The organism is Streptomyces sp. 1114.5, from assembly GCF_003635085.1.
In the GTDB taxonomy this organism is placed as follows: domain Bacteria; phylum Actinomycetota; class Actinomycetes; order Streptomycetales; family Streptomycetaceae; genus Kitasatospora.
This window is the reverse complement of record NZ_RBXE01000001.1, coordinates 4,785,600-4,800,397: the sequence shown is the minus strand read 5'-3', so window position 1 is coordinate 4,800,397 and position 14,798 is coordinate 4,785,600. Positions and strand designations below refer to the sequence as shown.

The 14,798-nt window shown below is 73.3% G+C and carries 13 protein-coding genes; 8 read left to right on the top strand and 5 right to left on the bottom strand.

What is annotated here, in order from left to right; genetic code table 11:
• Positions 1-14 precede the first annotated feature (14 nt).
• Positions 15-1,364 (bottom strand): hypothetical protein, encoded by a 1,350-nt coding sequence (locus BX285_RS21335; RefSeq protein ID WP_121176469.1) that lies wholly within the window; start codon positions 1,362-1,364, stop codon positions 15-17.
• Between the two features lie 457 nt (positions 1,365-1,821).
• Between BX285_RS21335 and BX285_RS21330 the strand changes: the two genes are divergently transcribed.
• The 7 genes from BX285_RS21330 (at position 1,822) to BX285_RS21300 (ending at position 10,089) form a co-directional block, all read left to right on the top strand.
• Positions 1,822-3,120: an MFS transporter gene (locus tag BX285_RS21330; RefSeq protein WP_183107124.1), complete on the top strand. Its 1,299-nt coding sequence runs from the start codon at positions 1,822-1,824 to the stop codon at positions 3,118-3,120.
• Entirely contained in the window at positions 3,117-4,205 is a 1,089-nt protein-coding gene (locus BX285_RS37450; RefSeq protein WP_259470621.1) for an Inducer of phenazine A, read from the top strand. The genes BX285_RS21330 and BX285_RS37450 overlap by 4 nt, the downstream gene beginning before the upstream one ends.
• Before the next feature lie 185 nt (positions 4,206-4,390).
• Entirely contained in the window at positions 4,391-6,283 is a 1,893-nt protein-coding gene (locus BX285_RS21320) for a carbamoyltransferase N-terminal domain-containing protein (RefSeq protein WP_121176464.1), read from the top strand.
• Between the two features lie 40 nt (positions 6,284-6,323).
• A complete protein-coding gene (locus BX285_RS21315; RefSeq protein ID WP_121176461.1) occupies positions 6,324-6,524 on the top strand; it encodes a hypothetical protein in 201 nt (66 codons plus the stop codon).
• 33 nt (positions 6,525-6,557) lie between these two features.
• Positions 6,558-7,751, top strand: a complete 1,194-nt coding sequence (locus BX285_RS21310; protein WP_121176459.1) for a cytochrome P450 — start codon at positions 6,558-6,560, stop codon at positions 7,749-7,751.
• Positions 7,748-9,331, top strand: a complete 1,584-nt coding sequence (locus tag BX285_RS21305) for an FAD-dependent monooxygenase (protein ID WP_259470620.1) — start codon at positions 7,748-7,750, stop codon at positions 9,329-9,331. Before BX285_RS21310 ends, BX285_RS21305 begins: the two co-directional genes overlap by 4 nt.
• Entirely contained in the window at positions 9,328-10,089 is a 762-nt protein-coding gene (locus BX285_RS21300; protein WP_121176457.1) for an SDR family oxidoreductase, read from the top strand. Before BX285_RS21305 ends, BX285_RS21300 begins: the two co-directional genes overlap by 4 nt.
• 45 nt (positions 10,090-10,134) lie before the next feature.
• Here the strand turns inward: BX285_RS21300 and BX285_RS21295 are convergent, their stop codons facing one another.
• Positions 10,135-10,776, bottom strand: a complete 642-nt coding sequence (locus BX285_RS21295) for a DUF4360 domain-containing protein (protein ID WP_121176454.1) — start codon at positions 10,774-10,776, stop codon at positions 10,135-10,137.
• A gap of 244 nt (positions 10,777-11,020) precedes the next feature.
• Positions 11,021-11,509, bottom strand: a complete 489-nt coding sequence (locus BX285_RS21290) for a hypothetical protein (RefSeq protein ID WP_183107123.1) — start codon at positions 11,507-11,509, stop codon at positions 11,021-11,023.
• A 201-nt stretch (positions 11,510-11,710) separates the two neighbouring features.
• Here BX285_RS21290 and BX285_RS21285 point away from each other — a divergent pair, with 201 nt between their 5' ends.
• Positions 11,711-12,532: a hypothetical protein gene (locus tag BX285_RS21285; RefSeq protein WP_121176452.1), complete on the top strand. Its 822-nt coding sequence runs from the start codon at positions 11,711-11,713 to the stop codon at positions 12,530-12,532.
• A 32-nt stretch (positions 12,533-12,564) separates the two neighbouring features.
• Here BX285_RS21285 and BX285_RS21280 read toward each other — a convergent pair whose 3' ends face one another.
• Positions 12,565-13,287 (bottom strand): hypothetical protein, encoded by a 723-nt coding sequence (locus BX285_RS21280; RefSeq protein ID WP_259470619.1) that lies wholly within the window; start codon positions 13,285-13,287, stop codon positions 12,565-12,567.
• 318 nt (positions 13,288-13,605) lie between these two features.
• Positions 13,606-14,742: an NAD(P)/FAD-dependent oxidoreductase gene (locus BX285_RS21275; RefSeq protein ID WP_220783928.1), complete on the bottom strand. Its 1,137-nt coding sequence runs from the start codon at positions 14,740-14,742 to the stop codon at positions 13,606-13,608.
• Positions 14,743-14,798: the final 56 nt, after the last annotated feature.

Below are 14,798 nucleotides of genomic sequence, written 5' to 3'. Positions count from 1 at the left end.
CCGGCCTCCGGGGGTTAATCCCGCCGGAATTCCCGCTCCAGTTTCCGGTGGATTTCCCGGCGGTCCCGTTCGCTCTCGTAGACGATGCAGAACATGACCGCCATCGGCACGACCGGCAGCGAAACGATGACACCGGTCCGGCTCACCGGGTCGTAGCGGCAGCCGATCCGGTCGCAGACCCGGAGGAATTCCGCGATTCCGTCGATGCGCCAGCTCGCCGGCGCGAGGCACTGCGCCACGGAACGCAGCGGTTCCTTGTCGACGCCGACGATGCCCTGGGCGATCGCCCAGTAGACCGGCGTCGCGCCGGACACCCGCGCATTGACCTCGGTGAAGACGAAGTTCCCGTCCTCGGTGAGCACCGCGTCGGCGGACAGCGGCCCGCGGTAGCCGATCGATCGGTACGTCTCGGCGAGCTTCCGGCCCGCCGCCACCAGGCGCTCCCGGACGGGGTCGGCGATCGGACGGTAGGGGATGATCTCGTTGGCGAGCCTTCGGTCCACGTACTCCAGGGCTCCCACCGCGAGCAGATCGACCTGCGCATCGCGGACGTCGAACTCGGCGTACACGGTCTCGGCCCGCGGCTGGAACTCCTCGACCACGACCGCCGAGCTGCCTCCGGCCGAGGCCCATTCCCACCGCTGCGCCCAGTAGTCCCGTACGCCCTCGGGGCCGGGCGCGAGCCGGTGGAGGTAGCGGGCGCCGGCGTGGCCGACCGCCGGCTCGCGGTCGCTGCCGTCGCCGCCACTGCCACCGTCGTGGTCGCGCAGCACGAGCTCGTTCCCGGAGGCGGCGGCATTGCGCGCCTGCTTCACCATGACCGCCCCGGACCGGCCGGGGTCGTCCAGCAGCGCGGTCATCGCGAACACCGCCTCCTCGGCGGTCTGGCAGACCTCGCCGGCCGCCGTCGGCGCCCCGCAGGCGGCCGCCAGCGCCCGGAAGTTCGCCTTGCTGTTCGTCAGGTTGGCGCCGTCCTGGGCGAAGAACCCGGCCGCCGGGAACCGGTCGGACAGGCCCAGTCGCGCGGCGAACCGGGACACGTACGGGGAGGGCCACAGCGCCACGATCTCCGTCACCTCGCCGAGCCCGCCGGCCACCCGGGCGAGGAAGGCCTCGTCGAGGAGGCTGCGCGGGTCGATGCACCGGTCGCCGAACCTGCCGGGGGGCGGCACGTGGATGCCCAACGAGGAGGGGTCGACGCCGGTCAGCCCGGCCAGGTGCCCGAGGAACGCGGCGTCGGGTGCACACGGGAGGACGACCGTGTCGCCGTCGCCGGCGAGCCACAGGATCCGCTGGGCCCAGGCGCGGTGGTCCGTCCGGGGGAAGACGAGGTCGTCATCCGAGTTTCCAATGAGAATTCTCAAGCGGATTCACCTTCCCTGAGCGGGGGGTGGGGTCCGGAGTCCGGACCCCACCCGGATTCTCATGATCAGTAGTCGTAGCTCATGGCGAACCCCCCTCTCCCGGGAATGCGACGGATCCGCGCCCGGGCCGGACACGGACATATGTGCGCCGTCCGCGCAATGGCAGCCGAAATCGACTCCCCCACCTCGAACAAGCCCGGTCACGCTAACTCATGCCCACGACAACAACAAGACTTTCGCCCGGGACAATACCCGGGGCACACTCAATAGCCTCGACGTGATGCGCATCACATCGACCGGGGCGAGTGCGGAGTTTCACCTCCCCACCGCTGGGAATGGATTGCCCCCGGAGCCGGCACTGACTTCCACCGGCGAAATCCCTTTCCCAGGTGCGAAGCGCCCGATTCGCCCGCAATCCTGTCGCGACCGCCCACAAGAGTGTGGAACTGGAAACGCCATGAGCCCCCCACCGAACCCCCCGCCGCCCGCCCGCCTGCCGGAGAAGGGACGGAATCCGCTCCGCCGACCCGCTTTCCGCTGGTTCTTCGCCGGCCGGGTCGTCTCCGTCATGGGCGGCACGATGACGCCGGTGGCACTGGCCTTCGCCGTGCTCCAACTGACCGGCAGGCCCGAGGACCTGAGCCTCGTCCTCACCTCCGCGATGGTGCCGATGGTGGCGCTGATCATCCTCGGCGGCGGGGTCGCCGACCGGCTGCGCCGGGACACCCTGCTGCGCCTCACCAGCCTCGGGTCCGGACTGGCCCAGGCGGCCGTCGCCCTGTGCGTGTTCACCGGCCGGCCCATCGGGTACCTGATGGCACTGGCCTTCGTCAACGGCGCCCTGCAGGCCTTCAACGGCCCGGCGATGAGCGGCATCGTGCCCCAACTCGTGGACGCCGAAAGCCTCCAGCAGGCGAACTCGCTGCTCGCGACCTCGCGCAACGCCGCCGCCGTCCTCGGCCCCACCCTGGGGGGCGTCCTGGTGGCCACCGTCGGCGGCGGCTGGGCGATCGCCATCGACGCGGCGTCCTTCTTCGTCTGCGCCGCCTGCCTGACCCGGGTCTCGCTGCCCGACCGGGCGGCCCGGCCCGACGGTCGCCTGCTGCACGAACTGCGCCTGGGCTGGACGTACTTCAGGTCCACCTCGTGGATCTGGTCGGTCACGGCGGCCTTCACCGTGATCAACGCCGTCCAGATGGGCGTCTGGCAGGTGCTCGGTCCCGTGATCGCCAAGCAGGGCATCGGGCCGGGGCCGTGGGGCGCGGTGCTCAGCGCCAAGGCCGTCGGCCTGCTGCTGATGAGCGCCGTCCTGATCAAGCTGACGGTGCGCCGACCGCTCGTCACCGGCCTGGTCTGGATGTCCGTGGCGGCGGCGCCGCTCATCCTGCTGGGGGCCGGATCGGACGCCTGGTGGCTGGGCGTCGGCGCGTTCGTCGCCGGCCTGGGCACCGGGTTCATGGGCGTCGTCTGGGACACCATGCGCCACCAGCACATCCCCCCGGAGATGATGTCGCGCGCCACCTCCTACGACGACTTCGGCTCCTTCGCCGCCATCCCCGTCGGACAGTTGGCCGTGATCCCGCTGGCCACCCTGTTCGGCACCACCCGAGTCGCGCTCGTCGGCGGACTGCTCCTCCTGGTGGTCGCCCTGCTGCCGATCACCCTGGTCTCGGTCCGCCGGCTGGGCGTCGACGCCGAGCCGTCCGACTCCCCGGCACCGGAACGCGCCGCCGTCACCGGAGGCTCGGGCGGATGAGGAAGCCACCTGCACCGAACCAGGTCCAGCTCCTCACCCCGCAGATGGCGGTGTACGACGAGTTCGACGATCCGGCTCACCGCAACTACCAGCCGTACCTGATGTACTTCCACCGGACCGACTTCCGGTCCCCCGTGGTCAACACCGACCGGCTGGGATTCCGCCTCTCGCACGGGAGCGCGGCGGTCGCCTCGGTCGCCCACCGGCGCCCGACGGGGCGGGTGAACCTGGTCGCCGGGGCGTCCATCGGCTTCGGCATCGGCGCCGGCCGGGACGAGGCCACCATCCCGTCCCGGCTCTGGTCCCGCTACGCGCCCTCGACGCCGTGGCTGAACTTCGGCGCGGTCCGGTACAACCCGGCCCAGGAGGTCCTGCTCTACCTGCTGCACCGCCACCTGCTCCCCGAGCTGGGCGAGGTGCTGGTGTTCTCCGGCTTCAACGCCCTGCACCTGGCCCGGCTGCCGGCCCGGCAGCAGAACGAGCACGGCGCCTTCTACCTCTGCGGCGAGTACTACGAGCAGATGGACGCGCTGCGGGCGCGGCACGTCGGCCGGTTCGGGTTCGGCCGCCGCCGCCCCCGTACCGCCCCTGCCGGACCTGCCGTACCCCCCGGATCCCCCGGACCGACCGGACCGGGGGCCGACGCCGAGGAGGAGCCGCCGACCCTCGCCCGGACGATCGCCACCGCCGTCGACCTCACCGCCCGTCACCTGGCCTCCTGGCAGCAGCTGCTCGCCGGCACCGGCGCACGGCTCACCTACGTCCTCCACCCGCCGGCGACCTGGCTGCGCGAGCAGCCGGCCCCTCAGGAGCGCCTGCTCTTCGCCGACCAGGACCGCACCTCACGCCGCGGCAGCTGGGACGCCCGGTACGGCGCCCTGTCCTCGATGGAGACCGGAGCCTCCTTCTCCGCCGCCATGCGCCGCGCCTGCGCCCGGATCCGGGTGGACTTCCTGGACCTGACCCCGCTGCTCCGGGCCGAGGCCACCGAACACGACTGGCTCTACATCGACCGCGGCCACATGACCGACCGGGGCTACGACCTGACCAGTCGGGTCGTCGCCGACGAACTCGGGCTCCGCTGAGCGCGGTTGCCGTCCCGCCACCCCTCACGAGAGGAACGCCATGACGAAGATCATCCGGGCGCTGTCCGCCCTCCTGCGCAGGCTCGGGCCGCGCAGGGCGAAGCGGAGGGACGACGACTCCATCTACCCGCTGTTCTGACCGCTCCCACCCGTACGGCAGCCCTGCCTCGATCAGGAGAACGCCCATGCCCGATCCGGTACTCGGTATATCGGCCTTCTATCACGACAGTGCCGCGGCACTGACCTCCGACGGGACCGTGCTGGCAGCCGCCCAGGAGGAGCGGTTCAGCCGGCACCGGCACGACTCGGCGTTCCCTGCCCGGGCGGTGGAGTACTGCCTGGACGAGGGCGGCCTGCGCCTGGACGACGTCTCGGCGGTCGCCTACTACGAGGACCCGCAACTGAAGTTCCGGCGGGTGCTGGCGACCTTCGCCGGGGCCGCCCCGTACGGCTTCGCCTCCTTCCGCTCCACACTGCCGCAGTGGCTGTCCTGGAAGCGGCGGGCCACCGAGGTGGTCCACCGGGAACTGGCCGCGCTCGGTGCGGGAGCGGTGCCGCCGATCGTCTGCCGCCGCCACCACGAGTCCCACGCGGCCTCGGCCTTCCTGCCCAGTCCGTACGAGTCCGCCGCGGTGCTCTGCATCGACGGGGTCGGCGAGTGGGCGACGACCACGATCTGGCACGGCCGGGACCGCGAGCTCCGCCAGGTCGCCGAGATCGCCTTCCCCCACTCGCTGGGCATGCTGTACTCCGCGTTCACCTACTTCTGCGGATTCAAGGTGGACTCCGGGGAGTACAAGCTGATGGGCCTGGCGCCCTACGGGAAGCCGCGGTACGCCCCGCTGATCCGCGAGAAGCTGATCGACGTCCGGGCGGACGGCTCGTTCCGCCTCGACCTGGGGTACTTCGAGTACCTGCGCGGGCGGGTCATGACCGGCAAGCGGTTCGAGAAGCTCTTCGGCGGGCCCCGCCGACAGCCCGAAGGGCCGCTCACGGAACGCGAGTTCGACCTGGCCGCCTCCGTCCAGCAGGTCACCGAGGACGTCGTCCTGAAGCTGGCGGGCACCGCCCGGCGGCTGACCGGGGAGAGCCGGCTCTGCCTGGCCGGCGGGGTGGCGCTCAACTGCGTGGCCAACGGCAGGCTCGCCGACCGGCGGGTGTTCGAGGAGATCTGGGTCCAGCCCGCGGCGGGCGACGCGGGCGGGGCCCTCGGCGCCGCGCTCGCGGTCGGCGTGGCGCGGGGAGCACCGCGCCCGCACCTCGGCACCGGGACCGGTCGTAGTTCCGGCAGTGGCACCGGCAGCAGCACCGTGACCGGCACCGGCACGGACGCGATGGCGGGAGCCCTGCTCGGCCCCTCGTACAGCGACCGGCAGATCGCCGACTACCTCGACGGCGAGGGCATACCGCACCACCGGCTGACCGACGAGCAGCTGGTCGAGCAGGTCGCCGCGCAGCTCGCCGCCGGGCAGGTCGTCGGATGGTTCCAGGGGCGGATGGAGTTCGGGCCCAGGGCGCTGGGCAACCGGTCGATCCTCGGCGACCCCCGCAACCCGGCCATGCAGTCGGAGATGAACCTGAAGATCAAGTTCCGCGAGTCGTTCCGGCCCTTCGCGCCGGCCGTCCTCGCCGCGGACGCCAAGGACCACTTCCAGCTCAACCAGGACAGCCCCTACATGCTGCTGGTGGCCTCGCTCGCCCCGGCGCAGCAGCTCGACCCCGCCGATGCGGACGCCGGCCTGACGGGGCTGGACCTGCTCCGGGTGCGGCGCTCCACGCTGCCGGCCGTCACCCACGTCGACCTGTCGGCCCGGGTGCAGACCGTCGACGAGCACACCAATCCCGCCTTCCACGCGCTCCTCTCGGCGTTCAAGGGCCTGACGGGATGCCCGGTCCTCGTGAACACCTCGTTCAACGTCCGCGGCGAGCCGATCGTCAACACCCCGGCCGAGGCGTACGCCTGCTTCATGCGCACCGGCATCGACGTCCTCGCGCTCGGCCGCTTCCTCCTCCTCAAGGGCGAGCAGCCGCCATGGCGCGAGGACGGCGAGTGGCGCGAAGCCATCCCGCTGGACTGACCGGCCGGCCCGACCCCAACCACCACCGGAGGACGCTTCCGTGCGCAGGCTCCTGCTGTTCGTCGTCTACTTCCTCGTCGTCACGCCGGTCGGCCTCGTCGGGCGCCTGGTCCGCGATCCGCTGCGCCGCTCCCGCGGTCCGCGGGTGCGCAGCTACTGGACTCCCCTCCCGCCTGTCCGATCCCCCGACCGATTCCCCGACCGGTCCCCCCGCCGGTCCTCCGCCCGCAGCCGCGGCTGATCCCCCGACGGACCGTCCGACCAAGGAGAACCGGTGCCAGAACACCTCCCCTACGATCCGCTGGATCCATCGACCCTCCACGACCCCTATCCGGTCTACGCCCGGCTCCGCCGACACGCTCCCGTCCACTGGCACGAAGCCCTCGACTGCTGGGTGCTGACCCGCTACGACGACTGCCTGGCCGTGGTCCACGACCACGAGCGCTTCGCCCGCGACCGCCGCCGGGTCGGTGCGGAGCTGCCGGCCGCGTTGGAGAGCCTGCAGACCCTGGACCCGCCGGAGCAGATCCCGCTGCGACGGCTGTACCTGGCGGCCCTGCGGCGGTTCGACGCCACCGCGCTGCGACAGCACTTCGGGCAGCGGCTGTCGGCCCTGCTGACCGCCCTGCTGACGGCACCGCAGGCGGCGCTGCCCGAAACGACCGACGGCGCGCCCGGGTTCGACTTCGTGCCGTCGGTGGCGGTGCCGCTCTCCCTCCTGGTGAGCTGCGAACTGCTCGGGGTCCCCGCGCCGGACCCGGCCGGGTTCGCCGAGGACGCCGACGCCATCGTGCTCGCCATGGACGCCCACCGGGCCCCGGAGGTCTACCGGCGCGGTGCCGAGGCACGGGCGCGGCTCGACCGGTTGATCGGCTCCTGGCTGCGCGACCCGGTACCCGGCAGCCTGCTGTCCCACGTCCTCGATCCGGCCGCGGCGGGCGACATCCCGGAGCACCACATCCACCACACCGTGCGCGTCATGCTGATGAGCGGCTACATGGCGATGTCCTCGTGCATGGGCAACCTCGTCGCCGCGCTGCTCTCCCACCCGACGGCGGCGCAGCAGTTGCGGGACCGTCGCCTGCTGCGCACCGGCGTGGACGAGTTGCTGAGGTTCGACAGCCCGGTCACCGGGACGACGCGCTTCGCCACCGTCGACGTGACGGTCGGCGGCCGGTCGATCCGGCGCGGTGACGGCGTCCTCTGCCTGTACGCCGCCGCCAACCACGACCCGGACCGGTTCCCGAAGCCGGACGAGCTGGTGCTCGACCGCACCCCGAACGACCACTTCGGCTACAGCTGGGGCACCCACGCCTGCATCGGCCGGGCCGTCGCCCAGGGCCTGCTGGAGGACCTGGTCACCGCCGTCGTCTCGCTGCCCCGCCCGCTGAAGCTCGCCGCCGCCCCGGTGCGGCGGCCCACCGCCACCCTGCGCGGACTGAGCTCGCTGCCCGTGACCGTCCGGTGAGCGGTCCCCTGGACGGTCCGGTGAACGGCCCGGACGTCGACGTGCTGATCGTGGGGGCCGGGCCGGTGGGGCTGGCCCTGGCGTACGAACTCCGGTTGCACGACGTGACGGTGCTGGTCGTCGACGGTGCGGGGCGGGTCGGCCCGGTGCGCAGCATGGGGCTGCACCCGCGCACCCTGGCCATGCTCGACCGCCGGGGCCTGCTGGAGGACTTCCGGAAGGCGCAGGCCGGGGAGCCCGATCTGGCCCGGTTCCGCGGCGGCTACGCGGGCATCTTCCTGCTCGGGCAGGACGATCCGGCCGCCGAGCAGCCGCACGGCCTGGGCATGTCACGCGAGTTCATCCGCACCGTGTACCGCCACCGGCTGGCCGTACCGGACGAACCGGTCCGCTACCACTGCGAGTTCGTCGACTACACGGAGACCGCGGACGGGCTCATCGTCCGGCTCGACGGCACCCCCGGGACCGACGGAACCACCGGCACCGGCGCCCCGGAGCTGATCAGGACGCGCTACCTCGTCGGGTGCGACGGCGGCGGCAGCCTCGTGCGCCGCCGGGCCGGCATCGGCTTCCCCGGCACCGAGGCCTCGGTCACGGCCCGACTCGGCATGATCCGCATCGAGGTGGATCCGCCCGTCGAGATGGGCTGGCGCCGCACCCCCTCGGGGTGGATCGCCGGCCTGCCGTTCGGCCGGATCATGACCTACGAATGGGAGCCGCCGCCCGATCCGGAGCTGCCCATGACGACCGCCGAGCTGCAGGCGAGCATCGAGCGCGTCCTGGGCCGGTCCGTCACCGTCACCGAGCACGACCCGGGCACGATGTCCCGGTTCGGCGACAGCGCGCGGCAGGCCGAACGGTACCGGCACGGCCGGGTGTTCCTGGCCGGCGACGCCGCCCACATCCACCTGCCGGTCGGCGGGCAGGGCGTCAACCTCGGCCTGCAGGACGCCATGAACCTGGGCTGGAAGCTGGCCGCGGCCTGCCAGGGCTGGGCCCCGCCCGGCCTGTTGGACAGCTACCACGCCGAACGGCACCCGGTCGGGGCCGCCGTCGTCCAGAACACCCGGGCGCAGAGCGCCCTGATGCGGCCCGGGCCGCAGACCGACGCGCTGCGCGAACTGTTCGGCCGGCTGCTCACCGACTTCGCGGCCGTCAACGCGATGATCAGCGAACAGATCACCGGTGTGGGCCTCCGCTACCCGGCCGGGCCCGGCGACCATCCCGCCGTCGGGTCCTTCCCCGAGGACCGCCCGCTGACGGTCGCCGGCCGGCCGACCCGACTGGTTGAGTTGCTCCACCCCGCGCGCGGCCTGCTGCTGGAGTGCCGTGCGACCCCGGGGCTGGCGCCGGCCGCGGAGCCGTGGTCCGGCCGGGTGCGCCACCTGCGCGTGGAGGCACAGGATCCGCTCCCCGCCGCCGTGCTGCTGCGCCCCGACGGCTTCGTCGCCTGGGCCACCGACCGGCCGCTCGTCGTCGGGGAGGACGTCGAGGCCCTGCGGACCGCGCTCTCCCGCTGGTTCGGCGAGCCGCCGGTGCCGGGCACCGCCGCGGCGTCCTCACGGGGAGCGGCCAGGTGACCGGACCGGAGGGCAGGACCGCGGTGGTCACCGGCGCCGGCCGGGGCATCGGCCGCGCCATCGCACTGCGGCTCGCAGCCGAGGGCGCAGTGGTCGCCGTGCACTACGGCACCGACGAGTCGGCGGCCGCGGAGACGGTCCGCCGGATCCGCGCCGCCGGAGGCCGGGCCTTCGCGGTCCGGGCGCGGTTCGGCGAGCCTGGCGACGCCCGGACGCTCTGGGCGGGCGTGGACGCCGGGCTCGCCGCGCTGGGGCTGGCCGGCGGCGTCGACATCCTGGTCAACAACGCGGGCGTCACCTCCGGCGACCTCCGCGCCACCACGCCCGAGGAGTTCGACCGGGTGTTCGCGGTGAACGTCAAGGCCCCGTTCTTCGTCGTACGCGAGGGCCTGGACCGGCTGCGCGAGGACGGACGGATCGTCAACGTCTCCTCGGTTGCCACCCGCGTCGCCTATCCGCAGCGGATGGTCTACGCGATGACCAAGGGAGCGCTGGAGACCTTCGGCCTGGCTCTGGCGAAGGAGCTGGGTCCACGCGGGATCACCGTCAACACCGTCTCCCCCGGCGTGATCGAGACCGACCTGACCGAGGCGGCCCTCCGCGACGCCGCCGCCCGGGCTCGCACCGCCGCGTGGTCGGTCTTCGACCGCGTCGGCCGGACGGCCGACGTCACCGCCGTCGTCGCGTTCCTCGTCTCCCGCGAAGCGGGCTGGGTGACCGGCCAGGTCATCGACGCCAGCGGGGGCCTGGGGCTCTGAGCCCGTCCGTCGCCACCCACCCCGCCGGGGGTCGGCGCTCGCGGGTCAGGGGCAGTGCTTCCAGGCGAGGTGGTAGACGGTGTCGATGTCGCCGTCCGTCGAGTCCATGGTCATGAAGCTGGTGGTGCGGGTCGGGTCCGAGCTGCCGGGGCTGACCCGCAGCTCGGTGTTGATGTTGAAGTTCCGCTCCTCGCCGCAGGGGGCGAAGACCAGGGCCTGGACGTCGACGGTGTCGGTCGCCTGCCAGTTGTCGTCCTTCGGGCCGTCGAAGCGGTGGTTCTGGTAGGAGGTGTCGGGCAGGCCCTGGAAGTAGTAGCCGGCCCGCTGGGTGCCGCCGGCGCCCTTCTCCAGGTGGGCGTAGCCGCGGTAGTCGGCGGAGGCGATCGCGTAGGTGAAGCCCTGCGGGACGTGCACCCGCAGGTTGAGCTGGCAGTTCTTCCGGAAGTCGGTCGGCTTCGACCCCAGCCCCACCTGGGCGAGGTAGCTGCTGTACGTGACGGTGAAGGCGGTGTTGTCCGGGGAGACGGCCACGGCGGCCGTTCCCGCCGGACAGCCGGAGCCGTTGACCGTCGCGACGTCGATGACGATCCGGTCCGGCGGGGTCGGGAGCGAGTCGAGGCCGAAGGCCGACGGGCCGGACAGCGTGGCGGCGGCGACGGCCGCGGCGGCCAGCGCACGGAGCAGCATGGGCTTCCCCTTCGAACGTGCACGGAGTCGGAGGCGGCGCGGCGGGGTCCGAGCCCGTCGGACGCCGGCCCCGACTTGACATGCCTATGTCAGCACATCGGGGAACCGCTGCCTAGCCACGCGACACCGAAAGGCAAGCCCCCTGGCCCCGGCCGCCACACGGCCGAACTCCGGCCCCGGGAGACCGAGTTCGGCGGCCCGCGGCGGACAACCGCGAACCGCCCGAACTCGCCGCTGCAGGCCGTCAGCCGTACAGCGCCACCCTGGGCTGGATCGTCCCCGGCCCCGCCTTGAGGACGGTGAGCCGGTAGTACTGGGTCAAGGTGTGGTGGCTGTGCAGGACCAGCTTCGCCCGGGTGAGGTCGGTGTACAGCGTGCCGGTCTGGCTCGCCAGCCGCACCGGCGTCCAGTGGCCGCCGCTCAGCACCTCCAGCTTGACGTCCGCCGGCGCCAGGAAGGGCCCCTGGTCCGGTGACTCGACCAGGATCTGCGGCGCGATCGTCCGGTCCGCCCCCGAGTCGTTGCGGTAGGTGACCGTGATCCGGTGCGCCAGGTGGTCGGACGGCAGCGGACGGGCCGCCAGGTCCACGAAGGAGGTCGGCGCGGCCGCGGCCACCGCCTGCGGGGCGGAGGCCACCGTGGCCGCGGTGGCGGGCGCCGTGAACGCGGCGGCCGGCAGCGCTGCCAGGGCGGCCAGGGCCAGCGCCCGGTGGAGGAACTTCCTGGTGGGCATGGCGCCTCCTCGAATCGGCGGACGGTCGCCCCCGGTCCCGGACCGTACCCGTCCACCCTGCACTCCGACGGCCCACCGCGCATCCGCGCCGGACCGCCACCTCCTCGCGGGGCCCGCAGCAGCCGGCTCCGGGCTGCATCGTGGCAGCCCCGAAGAACCCGGTAGATTCACCCCCACACCACCGATGACCAGGGAGTCTTCGTGCCCGACCGGCCCAGCCTGCTGTACGTGACCGACCTCGCCTACCCGGCCCGAGGGCGCCGCTACGGCGACGAGGACGTCCTCCTGACCTCCCGCCTCCGGGAGTGGTTCGACCTCGCCCTCTGCCACCCGCTCGACGCCCTGGCCCTGATGGAGCGCTTCGACGCGGTCGTGGTGCGCAACAGCGGACCGGTGCTGCACTACCGGGAGGAGTACGCCCGCTTCCGCGCCCGGGCCCTGGCCGACGGCGTGCGGGTCTACAACCCGCTGACCGGGCGCGGGGACATGGCCGGGAAGCAGTACCTGCTGGACCTGACCGAGGCCGGCGAACCGGTCATCCCCACCGTCGACCGCCCGCAGGACCTCCCCCGGCTGCCCGCCGCCGACGCCTACGCGGTCAAGCCCAAGGAGGGCGCCGACAGCATAGGCCTGCGCTTCCTCCCCCGCGCGGAGCTGGACGGTCTCGACTGGGGCGGAGTGCTGGTCCAGCCACGGATCGACTTCCGGTACGAGGTCTCGTTCTACTTCGTGGACGACGCCTTCCAGTACGCCCTGTACGCGCCCGACCCGGCCCGGCGCTGGGTGCTGGAACCGTACGAGCCGGGCGCGGCCGATCTCGCGTTCGCGCGGCGCTTCGTCGACTGGAACACGCTCGACCACGGGATCCAGCGGGTGGACGCCTGCCGGGCGCCGGACGGGCGCCTGCTCATGGTCGAACTGGAGGACCTCAATCCCTACCTGTCCCTCGATCTGGTCCCCGAGGCGACACGGGAGCGCTTCGTCCGGGCCATGGCCGACTCGCTGCACCGCTTCCTGGCCTGACCACGGGGGCCACGACAGCAGGCTCCCGGGCCTCAGCGCCAGGGGACTCCCCCGACGAAGTCCTTCAGGGCGTCCATCCGGGTCCGCCGGCCGGGCGGGTAGCGGCGCAGCGCGCGCTCGGCCCGTTGCGAGCCCGGCCGGTAGCGCCAGCGGGCCCACGGCGAGTCCGGTTTGGCCAGGCGCAGGCAGGCGACCAGGGCGACCAGCGGCACCAGCAGCCCGATCACCCCGAGCGCCGTCTTGCCCTTGAGGATCGCCCCGACGGTGAACACCAGGTCGATCAGCAGCACCACGGCGAACTCCAGGTGGGCGGTGGCGCCCTGGCCGGTGTCGGCGAACGGGTTGACCCCGGCCACCAGCAGCAGGCCGACCGCCACCGCCAGGAACGCCGCGTCGACGGACTTTCGGCCCTCCCGCGTCCAGTAGACGTCCTTCAGGTGCAGCCAGAGCGCGTACTCGTCGAGGGTGAGCGCGGCACCGGTGCCGAACAGCGCGGCCAGGATCTGCGCCCCGGGGGTGTCCGGCCGGTAGGCGAACTCCATCGCGCCGGCCACCAGCATCGCGAGGATCCCGTACACCTGGTGGTGGACGTGGGTGCCGCCGACCTCGACGTTGCGGAAGGGCCCGCGGCCGGCCCGGATCAGCCGGGTGATCACCCGGGTGCCCACGAAGGTGAGCACGAACGCGCCGACCATCCACAGGCCGATGCCGTGGTTGGGCACGGTGACGACCACCTCGACGTCGGCGGAGCGCACGGTCGCGGTGCCCGGTCAGTCGCCGCGCGCGGGCCCGCCGCGCGGGTGGCACCCGCCGGACCGCCCGTCCCGCCACGACCTGCTCTGCTCCGGCACCGCGCACCTCCGACCCGGCAAGACCGGGCAAGACCGGGCAAGACCCCGCAAGACCCGGTCTGACCCGGCCTGACCCGCTCTGACCTGGCCTGATCCCACCTGTTCCGGCAGCCCCGGCCGGTCCGGGGCCATCTCGCTCAGCGTATCCGGATCCGGCCCACCGAGCCGGTCGGCCGATCCGGAGCAGCACCCCCGCCCGCACCGCCCGCGCCGCCCGTCGGCTCACCGGCGCGCAGGGGTGAAGTCCGGCAGGCGCTCCAGGCTTTCGGCGACGGCCGCGAAGCCGTACTCCAGCATCCGCTGCTCGTAGCGCTCGACGGCGGCCGGGAGTTCGGCCTCGCCCCGCTGGACGGCGGTGAGCGAGCGGGCGAGCAGCGCGGCGTCCCGCAGGGCGGTGTTGGCGCCCTGGCCGCCGCTGGGCGGCATGACGTGGATCGCGTCCCCGAGCAGGGTGACCCGGCGGCTGCCGCCCCAGTGCGGCACCGGCTCGGCGTAACGGACCGTCAATGGAGAGCTGTTGACGACGTCGGCCGCGCGGACCAGGTCCACGAGGTCCGGGTGCCAGCCGTCGAGCAGGGCGAGCAGGTCGCCGCGGACGGCCTCCCAGGGCCGTGGCCCGGCGGGCAGGTCGTCGGTGGGCATCACCACCCAGCGCAGGTAGTCGCCGGTGTCGGGCAGCCGGACGTCGGGCGCGAGTTCGGCGGCCGCGAGCCGCGGCGGCCGGCGGAACTCCATGCGGCCGAGCAGCATGCTCGCGCCGGGGCCGTGCACGACGGTGCCGAAGCCCGGGACGAGCGCGGCGAACCGCTCGGTGAGCGGGGTGCGCCCGAGGACGGCGTGGCCGGGGAGGGTGACCGCCTCGGCGCCGGGCAGCAGTTGGCGGCGCACCGCCGAGCCCACGCCGTCCGCGCCGACCAGCAGGTCGCCGACGGCGCTGCCGCCGTCCCCGAAGTGCGCCTCGACCGTGCCGTCCGCCCGCTCGGTGTAGCCGACCACGGGCTTGCCGAACTCGACGCGGTCGCCGAGCCCGGCCAGCAGCAGTCGGCGCAGCACGTACCGGTCGGCGGCCGTGCCCTCGTCCGCGCGGCCGAGGCTGCGGACCTCCCCGAGCAGGTGGTCCACGGCCCGCCGTTCGCCCGCCATCGGCCCGGAGACGGCCGCCAGCAGGGCGTGCAGCCGCTCCGGCAGGCAGGCGTTCAGGGCTGCCAGGCCGTGCCCGTTCAGGGCGATCCGGAAGCCCTGGTAGCGACTGTCCGGCCCGTCCTCCCGCTCGTGGACCCGGACGTCCACACCGGCCCGCAGCAGCCCGTGCGCCAGGCAGAGCCCACCGAGTCCGGCCCCGGCCACCAGTACCTTCATGTCCGCTCCCCTGTCCCTCTCCGTGTTCGTCCCCCGTCGAGGTCGAGCCTGCCGCA